Annotated in this window: 9 protein-coding genes and 1 tRNA gene; 5 read left to right on the top strand and 5 right to left on the bottom strand. The window is 34.8% G+C overall.

The features are described 5' to 3' along the window. Positions 1 to 23: 23 nt before the first annotated feature. A complete protein-coding gene (gene upp, locus BZG01_RS11530) occupies positions 24 to 680 on the top strand; it encodes a uracil phosphoribosyltransferase (RefSeq protein ID WP_101309991.1) in 657 nt (218 codons plus the stop codon). A gap of 47 nt (positions 681 to 727) precedes the next feature. Here upp and folK read toward each other — a convergent pair whose 3' ends face one another. After that, a complete protein-coding gene (gene folK, locus BZG01_RS11525; RefSeq protein ID WP_101309990.1) occupies positions 728 to 1,216 on the bottom strand; it encodes a 2-amino-4-hydroxy-6-hydroxymethyldihydropteridine diphosphokinase in 489 nt (162 codons plus the stop codon). A 181-nt stretch (positions 1,217 to 1,397) separates the two neighbouring features. On the opposite strand from folK, the gene sppA reads away from it, so the two are divergent. Continuing rightward, on the top strand, positions 1,398 to 3,191 hold the full coding sequence (sppA, locus tag BZG01_RS11520; RefSeq protein WP_101309989.1) for a signal peptide peptidase SppA: 1,794 nt from the start codon (positions 1,398 to 1,400) through the stop codon (positions 3,189 to 3,191). Positions 3,192 to 3,460: 269 nt separating this feature from the next. After that, positions 3,461 to 4,588: a tetraacyldisaccharide 4'-kinase gene (gene lpxK / locus BZG01_RS11515; protein WP_101309988.1), complete on the top strand. Its 1,128-nt coding sequence runs from the start codon at positions 3,461 to 3,463 to the stop codon at positions 4,586 to 4,588. A 216-nt stretch (positions 4,589 to 4,804) separates the two neighbouring features. Here lpxK and BZG01_RS11510 read toward each other — a convergent pair whose 3' ends face one another. Further along, on the bottom strand, positions 4,805 to 11,110 hold the full coding sequence (locus BZG01_RS11510) for a lamin tail domain-containing protein (protein ID WP_101309987.1): 6,306 nt from the start codon (positions 11,108 to 11,110) through the stop codon (positions 4,805 to 4,807). A gap of 94 nt (positions 11,111 to 11,204) precedes the next feature. On the opposite strand from BZG01_RS11510, the gene BZG01_RS11505 reads away from it, so the two are divergent. Then, on the top strand, positions 11,205 to 12,194 hold the full coding sequence (locus BZG01_RS11505) for an aspartate-semialdehyde dehydrogenase (protein ID WP_101309986.1): 990 nt from the start codon (positions 11,205 to 11,207) through the stop codon (positions 12,192 to 12,194). 122 nt (positions 12,195 to 12,316) lie between these two features. Here the strand turns inward: BZG01_RS11505 and hflX are convergent, their stop codons facing one another. Continuing rightward, complete coding sequence (hflX, locus tag BZG01_RS11500) at positions 12,317 to 13,543, bottom strand: GTPase HflX (protein ID WP_101309985.1); 1,227 nt, start codon at positions 13,541 to 13,543, stop codon at positions 12,317 to 12,319. A gap of 224 nt (positions 13,544 to 13,767) precedes the next feature. Beyond that, complete coding sequence (locus tag BZG01_RS11495) at positions 13,768 to 14,451, bottom strand: energy transducer TonB (RefSeq protein ID WP_101309984.1); 684 nt, start codon at positions 14,449 to 14,451, stop codon at positions 13,768 to 13,770. A gap of 557 nt (positions 14,452 to 15,008) precedes the next feature. Here BZG01_RS11495 and BZG01_RS11490 point away from each other — a divergent pair. After that, a tRNA-Ala gene (locus tag BZG01_RS11490) sits at positions 15,009 to 15,082 on the top strand. Between the two features lie 85 nt (positions 15,083 to 15,167). Here the strand turns inward: BZG01_RS11490 and BZG01_RS11485 are convergent. Beyond that, positions 15,168 to 16,379: an ATP-binding protein gene (locus BZG01_RS11485; protein WP_101309983.1), complete on the bottom strand. Its 1,212-nt coding sequence runs from the start codon at positions 16,377 to 16,379 to the stop codon at positions 15,168 to 15,170. Positions 16,380 to 16,685 lie beyond the last annotated feature (306 nt).

Genomic DNA, 16,685 nt, shown 5'->3' with positions numbered 1-16,685 from the left:
AGCTAAATTTTAAATAAATAATCATGGTGGTCAATACTTTAGGAGAAAAAAACTCTCTTTTTAATCAATTCATAGCTGAAATCAGAGATATAAATATTCAAAAAGATCCTCTTCGCTTTAGAAGAAACCTGGAAAGAGTGGGCGAAATTTTTGCTTACGAAATCAGTAAGGAATTGGATTTTACTGAAAGCTCAATACAAACTCCTCTTGGAGAATCACTTACAAACCTTCCATCCTGCGAAGTTGTAGTAGCTTCCATTCTTAGGGCAGGCTTACCTTTACACACTGGTCTTTTAAATTACTTCGACAGATCGGAAAATGCCTTTATTTCTGCTTACAGAAAATATTCTGATGATGGCGAGTTCAAAATCAATTTTGAATACATTTCATCTCCATCGATAGATGGCAAAGTTGTTATTCTTGCCGATCCGATGCTGGCTACAGGTTCTTCAATGGAATTAGCGTATAAAGCAATGCTAACAAAAGGAACACCTAAACACGTTCACATTGTTGCAGTTATTGGTAGTGAAGAAGGTGTTGAGTTTATAAAAAGTAAACTTTCTAATGAAAATATCACTATCTGGATGGGTGCTGTTGATAAGGATTTAAATTCAAAATCATATATTGTTCCGGGATGCGGCGATGCAGGTGATCTTGCATTTGGTGCTAAACTGGGATAAATAAAATATTTATCAGAAAAGGGTTGTTTTTTAGGAACAACCCTTTTTTAGTGCTTGAATTTTTTCACTTCCATTTTATCCGGACAAACCGCGTGCAATTCTCTTATGCTTTTTATTTCGATCGGATGCATTAATTCAGGTGCAACATCGAGCATTGGAACCAGTGCAAATAATCGTTCCTGAACCCTGGGATGAGGAACAACCAAACGGTCGGTAGAAATAATCTGATCCCCGTAAAAAAGAATATCAATATCAATTGTTCTTTCACTGTACTGATCTTTTTTACGAACCCGCCCTAAATCTTTCTCAATTTGCTGGATCACATTCAATATTTCTTCCGCCTCAAGCCCGGTTTCAATTACGACAACCTGATTTAAAAAATTCAATTCGTGTTCAAAACCCCATGGTTCAGTTTCGTAAATAGAAGAACAATCCACCAACTCCCCTATTTCCATTTTCATCTTCGAAATTGCTTCAGAAAGGATTCTTTCTCTATCATCTAAGTTACCTCCCAATAAAAAATATACTCTCGCCATGTAAAATTCTCTTTTTATCGGTAAAAGAAACAAAGAAAACCCCGATATCAAAATGTATATCGAAAATAAGGCATTGCACCAAGCCAGTTTCAACTAAATTAAATATATTTGTTTGTTTCTAATTTTACCATAATTTACAATTATTACTAATTAATTGATTATCCACAAAACACATATAGTTATGAAGAGTTTTTTCAAATTTACTTTCGCCTCAATTCTTGGAGTTATTATTGGAGGTTTTATATTATTATTTCTTGGAATAATAATCATTGCCGGGATTGCGTCAGGTAGTGATAAACCTGTCGACATAAAAGACAAAAGTATTCTGGAAATAAAATTAAATCAGCAATTAGTAGACCGAGGTTCAGACAACCCGATGTCTAACTTCAATTTTTTCACTATGAGTGCTGATGCCAACATCGGGCTAAACACCGTTCTTGAAAATATTGAGAAAGCCAAAACAGATGAAAAAATAAAAGGAATTTACCTTAATGTAACTGATATCCCAGCCAATTTTGGAGGCATGGCGTCTATCGAAGAAATCAGGAATAAACTAAAGGAATTTAAAACAACAGGTAAATTCATAGTTAGCTACAATAATTTTGGTCATTCACAGAAAGCATATTATTTAACTTCTATTGCTGATAGTGTTTTCCTCAACCCTGAAGCTGGTTTATTTCTATTAGGTATGGGAGGTGAAAGAACCTTTTACAGGAAATTTCTTGAGAAAATTGGCGTTGAGGCCCAGGTTATTCGGGTTGGGAAATACAAATCGGCAACCGAACAATATTTTCGTGACGATATGAGTGATGAAAGTCGAGAACAAACCATGGCTTATGTTGGAGCTATGTGGAATCAACTTCTTGAAGGAATATCGGAAGAGAGAAATATTACTGTTGAAAAACTGAATCAGCTGATTGATGAAGTAGCCGTTAGAAAAGCTGCCGATGCAGAAAAATATGGCTTAATCGACGGAGTTATCTATGAAGATGAAATGGAGGATAAGCTAAGAAAACTATCTGATATTAAAGAAAATAAAAAACTAAGATTGGTAAGCACTTCTGATTATGCAAACGCGCCAGATGCAAACTATAAATTTTCGAAAAATAAAATCGCTGTTATTTATGCAAGTGGTGCAATAGGTTTAGAACAAAACGAAAGCTCAATTGGACCCGGATTGGCTAAAACCATTCGTGAGGCTCGTCTTGATTCTACAATTAAAGCAATTGTATTAAGAGTTAACTCTCCGGGAGGATATGCAAATGTATCTGATTTTATATGGAGAGAAGTTAAATTAGCTTCGGATGCAAAACCTGTAATTGCATCAATGGGAAATGTTGCCGCCTCCGGTGGGTATTATATTGCATGTACTGCTGATACAATTGTTGCTGATAAAAATACGATTACCGGTTCGATTGGAATTTATGGTTTATTCTTTTCTGGAGAAGAGCTAATAAAGGAGAAATTTGGCTTGACAACTGATTCTTACGGAACCAATGAACATGCAGCTTTTGGTGGCAGCTATCCATTGATGCTTCCTATTTCATCCAGAAAATTTACTCCAACAGAAAAAGAAATTGTTCAGAATATCATTAATAACGGTTACGATACATTCGTAAGTAGAGTTGCTGAGGGACGTAACATGACTGTTGAACAGGTGCACGAAGTTGCTCAAGGCAGAGTTTGGAATGCAATGGATGCACAGAAGAATGGTTTGGTTGATGTTTTGGGAGGATTGGAAACAGCCATTCAAATAGCCAAAGAAAAAGCTGGAGTTGAAGATTACCGAATTGTTTCTCTTCCAAAATTAAAAGATCCTTTTGAAGCAATTATAGAAGAATTAACCGGTAAAGCAAAAATCAAAATTCTTAAAAACGAATTGGGAAACTTTTACAGTACTTATGAAAAAACACAAGACCTTATACAACTTGGTGGAATTCAGGCCCGTATTCCCTACGAAATTGACCTGCACTAGGAAAAATTAACTTTAAATAATTAAGATCCTCATGTTATTCATGAGGATTTTTTTTCTCAGGAATCGATATATTTCAGAAAAACACATTATTTAATTATCAATTCAACTACTGATTCCCTATCTTAAAGATTTAGCAGAAATGATTTTTATTGGCTGGAGCAAGAAAATTATTATCATTTGAATTATTTCAGTAATTTTAGGCAATATAATCTACTAACCAAAAAACATGTCTGGGAAAGGCCGATTCCCTTTTTCAAACCCAAAATCAAATGAATAAACTATCTCCCATCCTGAAAAGTCTGCTTTTCCCTTTTAGTTTACTATATGGGCTGATTGTATCTGTACGGAATCTACTTTTTGATTTTAATATATTACCTAGTACCGAATTTAAAATTCCCATTATATCTGTAGGCAATATTACTGTAGGTGGAACCGGTAAAACTCCTCATATCGAATACCTGATTACCTTACTAAAAGATGATTATAAAATAGCCACATTAAGTCGGGGTTATAAACGAAAATCAAAAGGATATATCCTTGCTGATGAAGCATCAACATCATATCAGATTGGTGATGAACCAATGCAGATTAAAAGAAAATTCCCAGATATTTTAGTCTCAGTTGATAAGAAAAGAGTGAATGGAGTAAAAAACCTGCTTCAATCGGAACATGGTACCGATTTGGCTGCAGTACTGCTTGATGATGCTTTTCAACACCGATCTATAAAAGCCGGTTTATCGATTTTATTGATAGACTACAACCGGCCAATTACCCAGGATTATATTATGCCATATGGCAGACTGCGCGAAAGTGCAGGTGAAAAAGACCGGGCCAACATTATTATTGTAAGTAAATCGCCGGAAAATATGACTCCTATTGATAGAAGAATAATTGTTAAAGAACTTGATCTTCTTCCCTTTCAGTCCTTATATTTCACAAGCCTTGATTACGGAAATTTAGAACCTGTTTTTAGAGATAACGCTATCAATATTATTAACGAAGATTGGGATAAAGATAATTTTTCTATTATTTTGGTAACTGGAATTGCCAATCCTAAACCTTTAAGAGAATACCTTGAGAATTTCTCCGATTTGGTAGAAGAATTGAAGTTTCCGGATCATTATTCATTTGGAACAAAAGATATTGATTTAATTCATTCGAAATTTGAACACCTGAAGGGTGAAAATAAAATAATTGTTACAACGGAAAAAGATGCGACTCGATTTTACGATATGGATATCAATCATGAATCAATAAAAAAGCATTTGTTCTATATTCCTTTACGGATAAAATTTTTGAATGAAGACAAGTCAAAATTCGATGTGCAGATTATGAACTATGTGCAGAAAAATAAGCGTTCAAGCAATCTGCATAACATCAAGACCGACTCAATATAAAATAAAAGAGGAATCAAATTGATTCCTCTTTACTTTACCATTAAATTAACCACTACATTAATTAACAGCTATCACTAAAAGCAGTTTGAGATACATTTAATTTCAAAAGCATTCAAACACCCTATGCATCATTAAGTTACAAAAACAAACATAAATAATCAACAGTTAATTTCATTTTTTTGAAAAAACTCTATTGCCGTTCAATTAAATGCTGTCTTAATTAAATTTTCCACCCAAAACACAGGACTCTTTAAAAATTTTACGTTTTCCATCCGGACTAAATAATTCGATATACACCAAATAGATTCCTATTGAAGCTCTCTCTTTTTGTGAAGTTAGTCCATCCCAAAATAAAGAATCCTCATTGGCTAAATTCAAATTGTTCGCTAATTTCCTAATTTCAATCCCCATCGAATTATAGATTCGAACCGTAGCTAGATAACCATCCATTTCCAGATTAAAAGTAATCAGCAGGCGATCATCAAAACCATCATTATCTGGAGTAAATATTTTAGGAGACAAACCTATTTCGGAATTTGAACTGCTGAGATCATTGTAAACTGAATTTTGAATTCCCGGAGTACCAAATCCGATATTTTGAGCCGCCGATTGCCAATTCGATTTACTATTCGTTTCACCTTTTGGATTTATCCTTTCCAAGGATACACCTTCAACCGAAGCCAATAATTCAAAATGCATATTTTCAGTGTATGCAAAATCATCAATAAGTTCATTATTGGAAATAAGAACGACTCTTCCTGCATCATCTGAAAAGGATGGAAGAGATTTAATTTGACAAAAAACATCAGGATTGGATGTAAAATAGTTTTGTTGAACATTAAGAGTATCTTCTGCCACTAATATATATTCATTGGGAAGCAGGTATTTGTCTGAAATTGAAACTTCATTGTCTAATTCAAAATTATCTGTTCGCGCAGCCAATTTTATGCTTGACAAATCAATTACTTTTTCCGATACATTTACAATTTCCACATAATCCGATCCATCGGGATAAGGATTGAACAATACTTCATTTATCACCAGATCACCTTTCGTGATAATTCCCGGTACCCAGAACTCAAATTCTTTGGTTATCATGGAATTGCCTGCTAAATCTTTAATTTCATCAGATAAGATGAGTTGACATTGACTGTTCCTAACAAAATCCTCATTAAAAATCAATTGAAACTTTTTACCTGTTAAATCAGCCTGAATCACTTTCTTAGGATATACTAAATCAGGAGAAAGTTGAAAATTTGATAAAACACGACCTGTATTTTCAATTGGCTCGCTAAAAACAAGTTTTAAACAATTTGCTGAAATACACCTGCAGGATTCGATACCTGGAGCAATCAGATCTTGATTTATTGAATAAATTGAATTCACTTTACCCGGAGTTCCTCCCAATTCGTTTTCAGAAGCCTTCCAGTTATTTTCCTGCCAAGATGTATTTGCCGGATCGATTCGTTCCAATGACCAGCCTCCGTTCGATTTTTCAGCAGACCTGTACCATGAATCAGAATAGGAAACCTGATCAATAACGATCTTCTCTGCAGATTGTATTTCAATTGTTCCTCCTGAATTTGTTAATCCAGGAAAACCGGAAACACCTAACACATCTCCAAAAGAAGTAAATTCCTCTACCGCAGAATTTGCGCACAAAACCAGATAAGATTTAGCGGGGATTGTGTACTCAGCTAAAACAGTCTCCTTCTCTCCTGATTTTAAAATCCAATTCTCAATGGATATCGGATATTCACTGGAATTGTACAATTCAATAAATTCATATTCCGGCAACCCAACTGCAGGAGTTTCATCTGCCATGATTTCATTGATCACAATATCGTTGGAATGAACCTCATACCAAATAAAACTCACAACTGTATCCAACACATTGCCACACTCATCCTGCAAGCTGGTAATATTTAGTTGCTGTTCATGACCATCTTCAAAAGAATTGGCAAACTCAAGGTAAGCAATCATTGGCGTTTCCACCTTAATTGTAGAAACAGGATTATCAGCCAACGAATAATTCTGGAGACTAAGCAAAGAAAATGAGTCAATTTGCTCACTCAGCTCTATAGACAGGTGATTTTTGGACAATACTCTTAAATGAGAAACTTCTGGAGCCAAATTGTCAATATTATTCCCATAAATGGAATTTTCCTTCCCGGGAGTTCCTCCTGTTTCACTATTCGAAGCAGACCAGTTACCAGCGGTACTGCAGGTATTTAAAGGATCGATTCGTTCCAATGACCAGCCTCCATCCGATTTTTCAGCAGACCTGTACCATGAATCCGAATAGGAAACCTGATCAATAACTATCTTCTCCGCAGATTGTATTTCAATTGTTCCTCCTGAATTTGTTAGTCCAGGGAAGTTACTAACTCCAAGCACATCACCAAACGAAGCAAATTCTTCTACTGCAGAATTTGAACACAAAATTAAATAAGATTCGGCGGGAATTGTGTCCGCAGTTAAAACGGTCTCCTTCTCGCCTACTTTTAAAATCCAATTCTCAATAACTATAGGATATGTACTGGTATTGTACAATTCAATAAATTCATATACCGGCAACCCAACAGAAGGTGTTTCGTCGACCATAATTTCGTTAATGACCAAATCATTACTTTTTGCAGGAACAAAATATCCGAAATTAATTGACTCCTTTTCCTGCACTGCCCCCTTAGCATCAGTAATATTATACAGATCTAATAAATAATTCCCGGTTTTTAATGCATCATCCAAAACAAGAAGTAAGCAATTATCTTCAACTCCAGGCAAAACTTTCATTCCCAAATATTCTCCATTGGTTCTTGTCAATTTAAAATTTTCGATTTCAGCAGATTTTGAAAAATCAAGCTTCTCCGAATATTCCAAAAGCAAAGAATCCGCTGCCAAAATCTTATAAGACTTAAAAAACGGCGGTGTATTAATGGATTTTATTTCCAAATCATCAAACCAAAGATTTCCTGCTCTGGAGGCTGTTTCATAGGTAAAATCCAAACCCGAAAACCATTCCTTTGCATCTGGCATAACTTGAGATTGAATTTTTCCAGCAACTAACCAGTTTTCTTTTTTTCCCAATCGGTTGTATTCCATTTTCCATAAACCATTTGGGTAATAAGTGATCTGAATGGCAACGGCCTCATTTTCATTCCAGTTAAATTCTGATTCTAATAAAACTTTCAATTTCTGATCTTTATTCAAAGTACACAAACTCAAAATATCATTTGATCCACTTTGATTTACACCAACAGAATATTTAGTAGTAGCTGCACTCGGATCAGAATCATCCATGAGCAAATGAAAGACAAATTTATTTCCCGAGGATGGATCCCAATCACCATTTTGAACAATAAAACGCCAATTAATTGCACCCGATTTGGGGTTAAATCCCTTCAAAGGAGTACAAATATAGCTTGAACCTAATTCTTCTGACAAATTGTGTTTCAATGAATATTCACCTGCAATTGGCCGGTAAGACGAAACACTCCAATCCTTCGTATTTATCCAATTTTCAAGATTCCCAGTTTCGAAATTTTCATCAATACCTAATTCATCTTCTCCTAAAAGAATTTGAATTGAATCAGGTTCTAAACTGGATTCAATCTTCAGGATAAAATCTTCATTTCCATTGTATTGAACGGAATCGTAATCTACAATCCCATTTACTAATTCCAGATTGTCATCCGCAACAATTAATTCTCCATTCCCATCCAACAAACTGAGATGCACTGCTCCAATTGCATCTTTATCTATACTCTTAAAATGATCACAGGCTGCAATTTTCAAAGAAAATTTCTCATCCGAATTATTAATCCCGAAAGGGTATGAAGAAAAAGAGAGTTGACTAGCTTCAACCTTAATAAAATGGATTTCAGATATAATGTCATCCGGTAAGATCTCCTGTATCTTCGAGCCACTTTCCAAACACTTCCACTCATGAACCTTTGGTATTTCTACCTGAAAAGTCGCATTATCAGGAAGCTGTCCCTTGCGAAAAAAAATCGCCAAAGATAAGTTCATCTCCGAATTGTTGGGCAGTTCCAATACGCCTTTCGATGAATTAAACTCAATCCGATTATCACTAATGTTTGATGATGCAGCAATCATCTCTCCTTTTGATAATAGAACCGCTCCGGAAATATGTTTTGCCCAGGAAAAGTAATGCTCGGGATATTTGTTGTAAAACTTCAAATTTGAAATTATTGTTGGTAACTGATCGTGTGCAGCTAAATCTGATATTTTAAAATTGAGAACAGATATGGTATCATCTTGAGTTGTTGCCAATGAACTGAGTGGTTTTGCTAAAATTGGATCCGCGGAGCCGATTACAGAGGTTTTGTCAACACCTGATATATTATCACTCAATATTGTTGGGAAATGATCGCATTCCGCCTGAAGAGTAAAATTTTCCGCTTCACTATAAATTAAATCCTCCCATCGAAAATCTCCATCCTCACTTGTAAGCTTTAAATTTTCGGATGAAAGCTCTCCATTCCCGGAAGCCAGAGAAAGTTCTATTTCAAACTCAGAGTTTGTATCACTGTTTCCCAAACTATCAACAAGCTGAACAAGAACAGTAAATTGTTCCTGATAATTTACTGATTCAGGAACAGTTTGAAACAACATTTCTTTGGCCTCTACTTCAAGGGTAAACTCTTTCCCTACCAAATTACCGCCAAAATTAGAACTAAGACCACTGCTTCCATCAGAAATAATCCAACCCGCATGCAAAGAATCTATTTTCATTTGAAATAATTCTTCATCAATGGTTTTTCCTTCTTTTAAAAAGCAAAAAACAGAATACCCGACACTTTCTTCACTTAATATCTCCTTATTTAGCTCAGACTCTAAAAAATGAATATCTACTTGTTTATCTTTTATAGTACATTCAACATCCAATACCTCCCCATCCACTTTTACAAAGAACTTTTCAATTGATTTCTTCCAATTCACTTGGTTTTTCTCCGATCCGATCAATCTTATCTGCTCAAGAATAGTTGAAGCATTGTCATTCCCCGAATCCGTCACCGAAAATCGAAAAACTTCAAACGCATCCACTTCCCGAATGCAAAGGGAAGAGATGATAGAATCTGAAGAATATGAATCATTCACATTTACAAGTGATTCATATGTATTCTCAACCTTTATATTTTCTGAAATTGCCTTGGGCAGCACATCATTGCTTACAGCCAATTTTATGAATTCAGGATGGGAATATTTTAATGATTCAAAATTCACCTCACCTTTAACAAATGAATTCTGGAATCCATTCAACGATTCCAAATTTCCGGTTCCGGTTTCCAAGGATAATAAAACCGCATAATTTACATCAAGATCCTTATTATTAAAATCATCTACAGCAGTTACTAAAATGGAAAAATCATTATTGCGAATAAGGGTATCCGGACACCCAGAGAAGATCATTCGTGTGGCCTCAACCTCAATACTATGAATTGCAGAGGGAAGCTCTTCATTGGCAGGATTAAAACCAGAGCCCGACACAAAAGTTTCGAAGCTTTTCGCGGAATCTTTACAATACAATTGAAATGTTTCACCATCTGTTAAAGGATGATCTGAGTTTAAATAACAGCGCAATTCAAATTCCATTTTTTCTGCATCGGGAATACTTATTTGATTTTCTTCAAAATCCATTAAAATAGAATCTGATTCAATGATGAGATTTTGAGGAATAATCTCCTCATTATTTGTAAACAGGCAAAAGCCACCCGAACAATCTTTCCAATTTATCCCATTATCCGGCTTTGAATTGTAAAAGATCATTCTTGATATTTTAGTTGGAAGGCCATCTGCAGCTTCTGCTGTTTCGTCAATAACAAATCGAAAGCAGGTTAATGCCTTTTCTTTTTCATTACAATTTGTGCTGAGAAGTTTCGACTCAACAGGATTGTCAGAAGCCCTAATTTGAGTCAGGTTATCGGTCTTGGGAACAACAGGACTTCCCGTAACGACCACATTATCAAAATAAACTTTGTTATCGCCGGCCAATTCGTTATTCAGTCGTACCACCACAACCAATTGACTCCCGTTCAGTCCTGATTGTTCTACTTCCGAACTCCCCCAATTTCCTATGTTCTCGCCATTCACACCGAAAAGAACTTCTGCTCCTCCATCCAACTGGTAATACACTTTCACATATTTTTCAACATTTGCCGAAGATCCCGTTTCAGCCACCAAAAGCGAAATTGATACATCTGTAAAACCTGAGATATCTATTGACTTACTTTTCCAAACAGCTTCCCCATCAATATCCTTAGCTTCAAATCTGCCACCTCCTGTTACAACCACCTTCACATAATCCTCATCATCAGAAAGAGTGCAGTTAGAAACATCCAAAGACCAATCCGTAATTCCGGTTAAATCTGAGTTACTACCCCAATAACCTTTGCCTATGTCACTGGTAAAATCAATTTCCCAAATATCATCGGCATATAAACAATTACTATTCAGCAGAAACAGCAATAAAAACAATTTAATAGAAAGAGTTTTTTTCATGGAAAAATCCTTTTAAATTTGACTTGGCTTTTGAACAAAAAGCTAATTTAACTATAATCCAATTTATAATCAACAATTTAAACCACATTATGTTATGAGAATTGCAGTTGTTGGCGCCACAGGTTTGGTTGGTCAGAAAATACTGGAGGTTCTGGAAGAAAGAAATTTTCAGATTAGTGAGTTGTATCCTGTAGCCAGTGAAAAATCTATAGGAAAAGAAGTTGTATTTAATGGAAAAAAATACAAGGTTATCAGTATGACAGATGCAATTGAATTAAAACCACAAATTGCAATTTTTTCAGCTGGTGGAGACACCTCTTTAAAATGGGCTCCTGAATTTGCAAAAGCAGGTACTACAGTTGTAGATAATTCATCGGCTTGGCGAATGGATAAAGACAAAAAATTGGTTGTTCCGGAAATAAATGCTGTGGATTTAACCACTGAAGACAAAATTATTGCGAATCCGAATTGCTCAACCATACAATTAGTTGTAGCCCTTGCTCCTTTGCATAAGCGATACAAAATGGAACGTTTGGTGATCTCAACCTATCAATCAATCACAGGAACAGGTGTTAAAGCAGTTTCGCAATTGGAAAATGAGAGAAATGGGATTGATGGAGAAATGGCTTACCCATACGAAATTGATAAAAACTGTCTGCCTCATTGCGATGTATTTACCGAAAACGGCTACACCAAAGAAGAGATGAAATTGTCCAACGAGACTAAGAAGATCTTAAAAGATGACAGCATTAGGGTAACTGCTACTGCTGTTCGAGTACCTGTAGTTGGGGGGCATTCAGAATCTATAAATATCGAATTTGCCAATGATTTTGATCTTGACGAAGTAAGAAAAATTCTTTCGGAAGCAGAAGGCGTAATTGTTCAGGACAATTTGGATACAAACGAATACCCAATGCCAAAATATGCTCATGGAAAAGATGAAGTATTTGTTGGAAGAATACGTAGAGATTTTTCTAATCCGAATACTTTAAACCTTTGGATTGTTTCAGACAACCTGCGAAAAGGTGCTGCTACAAACGCAGTTCAAATTGCAGAGTACCTTACAAAAAACAATCTTGTATGAGACTATAAATAAGGACAATGGAAATAATTCCATTGTCCTTCATTTTATTTGCGAACGGCAATCCTTTAAGTTACATAAGAACAGTTCGCATGTTAACTATGTATCAATTTCATTCTTATGAATTAATCCATTAAATTAGAATAATCCTGATATAAAAAGTTATTATACGGGAAACGCGCCGAATGTATTTCCTTTACTGCATTGTAAACCACCTCACGAAACTCCTCAACATTTTGCTTATGCACTGCAGAAATAAACAAACAAGGGGTATCTCCTTTGGCAATCCACATTTGTTTTAATTCCTCCAAACTGTAATTCTCTCTTGTTTTTGGTAAAAGATCATCCTCATCTTTTTTCACATAAGTAAAAGCATCAATTTTATTAAAAACCAAGAAGGTTGGTTTTTCACGTTTGTCAATTTCAAGCATTGTTTCATTCACAACCTTAATTTGATCCTCAAAATTAGGGTGAGAAATATCAACCACATGCAAAATTATATCAGCCTCGCGCACCTCATCCAAAGTTGATTTAAATGACTCGACTAAATTATGAGGCAATTTCCGAATGAATCCAACAGTATCAGCCAATAAAAATGGTACATTTTGAATAACTACTTTGCGAACAGTAGTATCTAATGTTGCAAAGAGCTTATTCTCAGCAAACACCTCCGATTTACTAATCATGTTCATCAAAGTTGATTTTCCAACATTAGTGTATCCAACCAGTGCAACACGAACCATTTTTCCCCGGTTTTTACGCTGGGTTGCCTTTTGCTTATCAATCTTAATCAAATCTTCCTTAAGCTTGGATATTTTATCAAGTATTATTCTACGGTCGGTCTCAATCTGGCTTTCACCCGGACCGCGCATACCGATACCTCCACGCTGACGTTCAAGGTGAGTCCACATTCTTGTTAATCGAGGAAGAAGATATTGATATTGAGCCAACTCAACCTGGGTTTTTGCATTAGCCGTTTGAGCACGACTGGCAAATATGTCCAAAATTAAATTTGTTCGATCCAAAATCTTACGCTGCAATGCCCGCTCAATATTTCTAAGCTGTGATGGTGAAAGTTCATCATCGAAAATCACCAGTTTAATATCATCATTCCTTTCCAGGTAATCAAGAATCTCCTCGAGCTTTCCCGTCCCAACAAACGTTTTTGGATGAGGATAGTCCATCTTCTGAGTGAAACGCTTAACCGTTTCTGCTCCAGCAGTTAAAGCAAGAAAGTCCAGTTCGTCAAGATACTCCTGAACTAAGCTTTCAGTCATGTTTTTTGATTTATCGATAACACCAATCAAAATTGCTTTTTCTACTTCTCTATCTAATATTAGGTTCTCTCCCATTTAATCAATTTGCAAAAAAACAAAGGCTTAGTTGCCTTTATCAATAATATTTCCTTTTTAGAGATAGATGTAAGAAGACTACCTTAAAACAAATACCAATAACAAAGTACGTAAACTACAGGGCAAAAATAAACAATATTCGAGAAAGCAACAGTGCTTAAGTCATAAAAAAAAGGCTCTGAAAAATCAGAGCCTTTACTATCTAAAAAAATTATAGATTTGTTTTATTGTAATTGGAAGTTAATAGGTACAGTATAAGATACTTTCACAGCTTTACCCCGCTGTTTACCAGGCTTCCATTTAGGCATTTCTCCAATTACGCGTACAGCTTCCTTATCCAAAGATGGATCTACTCCACGTACTACACGAATTTGCTCGACCGCTCCAACTTTGTTTACAACGAAAGTTACAAAAACACGACCAGTAATACCATTTTCCTGCGCTATCACAGGATATTTAACCGATTTTGCAATCCATTTTTGTAACTCTAAAGCTCCTCCTGGAAATTCAGGCATATCTTCTACAATTACAAAAACTTGTGCTTCATCTTCTTCTTCCTCTTCCGCTACAACCTGAATTTCAACTTCAGCATCCATGTCAGCATCCGAATCTTCAATCTCTAGTTCATCCTCAATCTCTTCTTCGTTATCTACGATGTTCAAAACATCAGCAACTTTAGGAGCTGGTGGTGGTGGTGGTGGTGGCTTAATTGGTTCTTGTCTGGTAACAGGAATCATTTCTTCCTCTGCCTCCATTTCTTGTTGATCTTGCAGGCCGGTAGCTTCGCTAGAATCTACACTCCATTCAAATGCAAGAAGTACAAAGGCAAGAGTAAGAGCCAGACCAATCTCAAGAAAAAGACCTCTCTTATTTTCAAGATCTGCTTTTGGTGACTTCTTAACTTCCATAATCTTCTTTTAATTTTCTTTTAATTTCAGCGCTTAAAACTAAGTAATTCAATTTTATAATCAAAATCCTTTTCGATTAGAAAATTAATTCGAGGCATAAAGATATAAAAATTAAAAGCAAACTGATTTTCCTAAGCAATAAATTTGATTCTCAGCCGATAAACGATTGAAAATTCACATTTCAGATAGGAAGTTTGCAGTAATTTAAATTAGGATAAAACCTCTGTGTATAAATGAACTATAAACTTAGTCGATTTTTTCTTTATAGCCAATCTAAATTATAATTTACACATAGGAAGAGTGAAGAATCTATTAAGCCCGTACTCATCCTACCTAATACACACACTATACATTGCTACCAATCAATTGTCTATTGATAAACAATTTTCGAACTAAAATAGATTCTTCACTCTTCTTATCCTTACGTATAAAATCAAAAAATGTTTTAATTTCAAAAAAATCATCCTACTTATATTTTGAGATGTGTAATTTTCATTTATATTTGCACTCCAATTGAGGGGATCAAGTATTTTTCTTTTACTCCTCATAAAAATGATGGGGGATTAGCTCAGTTGGCTAGAGCGTTTGACTGGCAGTCAAAAGGTCACCGGTTCGATTCCGGTATTCTCCACACTAAAGATAAGGCGTTTACGGGCTTCCACCGTGGGCGCTTTTTTTGTTTGCAAACTTTCCGGTTATAATATATAGATGATCTATTAATAAATAGTACTCAAAAAGTCTCTAATGTAGCTGTGATCAACCCCATCGTAGCCATCTCCAGCTAACTTATCCATTGAAACAACAACTTTAGAATGATTGTCATCTATCTTAAGAAGATTACCAAATTCTCTTTTAATAGTTTCTTCCTTCTCTAAAAGATATGAAACTTGCACATACTTCTTCTCATTATTTCTTTCACAGACAAAATCTATTTCCTGAGTATTTAAAACTCCCACTTTGACAGTATATCCGCAAAATAGCAGATGATTGTAAACTACATTTTCAAGTATTTTAGCAATATCATTCGTTTTATAGCCCACTATGGCATTTCGAATTCCAATGTTTTCAAAGAAATATTTGTCCCCTATTTCAAAGATTCGTTTCCCTACAATATCATATCGTCTGGCAGGAAGAATAATAAATGCACTTGATAGATATTTGATATAGTTTTGAATCTGTTGTGAGGAAATACTCACCTTCTGTGATTTTAAAAAATCACTAATTTTTTTCGCAGAAAAAAGACTACCTACATTATCTGCTAAAAAAATGACCAAGCGTTCCAAAAATTGTGAATTTCTTAGATTGTATCTACTTACTACATCTCGGTAGATAATAGTGCTGTATATATTTTTGAGGTATTCAAAAATAACATCATCGTTAAGAGGTAAGTTCGTAATATAAGGCAAACCACCATATTTCATAAATAAAGCTAAACTATCATCAGAATTGTCAAGAGTATGAAATTTTAAAAACTCGAGGTATGATAAGCTATAAACAGTGAACTCAATATATCGTCCACTTAAAGTGGTCGCGAGTTCTCCTGAAAGCATTTTAGCATTACTACCCGTAATATAAATATCAATATTATCATTTAATGCCAGGGATCGTAATGCTTTCTCAAAATCGTCGACATCCTGAATCTCATCCACAAATACATAATTAGGATGTGTTGATGATAAATTCTTAATCACATATTCATTCAAATCTTTCGCAGTTTTGATATGATCAAAAGTAAGATCCTCTAAATTTATATAAATGATGTTTGCATTGTTTTCTTTTTCAGAAATAAGATTCATTAACTGAAAAAGCAAATATGATTTACCAACACGCCTTTGCCCAGTTAGTACCTTAATCAATGAAGTATTAATAAAAGGTTCAATTTTCGAGATATAACTATCTCTCGAAATTATATTTTTGGGAATATTCATCACAGAATTATTTAATATACAACAGAAACTTTTACAAAAATACGTAAAAGTTTCAAGTATAACGTAAACTTTTCATCATTTTCATGAAATCTTCAGGTATACCATGAACTTTTCAATGGTTTTGGATGATGTAATTCCTTAAATGATTTCTACACTATAGTAAGTATTGCGATTTTATGTGTAATACGGTTCTGTTTGTTAATTTACTCAAAAAAAAACTTATCTTAGTATATGCCAAAAATTATAGATGTAGAAATCACCGAAAGTGAATCAGAATTACTTTACCTTCTGAGAAAGCAGACAAAA

It is taken from the genome of Labilibaculum manganireducens, assembly GCF_002843385.1.
Lineage (GTDB): Bacteria > Bacteroidota > Bacteroidia > Bacteroidales > Marinifilaceae > Labilibaculum > Labilibaculum manganireducens.
Note: the sequence above shows the minus strand (reverse complement) of the source record. Positions and strands in the feature narration are given on the sequence as shown.

Coding starts and splice junctions, on each gene's coding strand:
- BZG01_RS11505 (WP_101309986.1), top strand. CDS start 11,205: ATGAGAATTGCAGTTGTTGGCGCCACAGGTTTGGTTGGTCAGAAAATA.
- BZG01_RS11495 (WP_101309984.1), bottom strand. CDS start 14,451: ATGGAAGTTAAGAAGTCACCAAAAGCAGATCTTGAAAATAAGAGAGGT.
- lpxK (WP_101309988.1), top strand. CDS start 3,461: ATGAATAAACTATCTCCCATCCTGAAAAGTCTGCTTTTCCCTTTTAGT.
- upp (WP_101309991.1), top strand. CDS start 24: ATGGTGGTCAATACTTTAGGAGAAAAAAACTCTCTTTTTAATCAATTC.
- BZG01_RS11485 (WP_101309983.1), bottom strand. CDS start 16,379: ATGAATATTCCCAAAAATATAATTTCGAGAGATAGTTATATCTCGAAA.
- sppA (WP_101309989.1), top strand. CDS start 1,398: ATGAAGAGTTTTTTCAAATTTACTTTCGCCTCAATTCTTGGAGTTATT.
- folK (WP_101309990.1), bottom strand. CDS start 1,216: ATGGCGAGAGTATATTTTTTATTGGGAGGTAACTTAGATGATAGAGAA.
- BZG01_RS11510 (WP_101309987.1), bottom strand. CDS start 11,110: ATGAAAAAAACTCTTTCTATTAAATTGTTTTTATTGCTGTTTCTGCTG.
- hflX (WP_101309985.1), bottom strand. CDS start 13,543: ATGGGAGAGAACCTAATATTAGATAGAGAAGTAGAAAAAGCAATTTTG.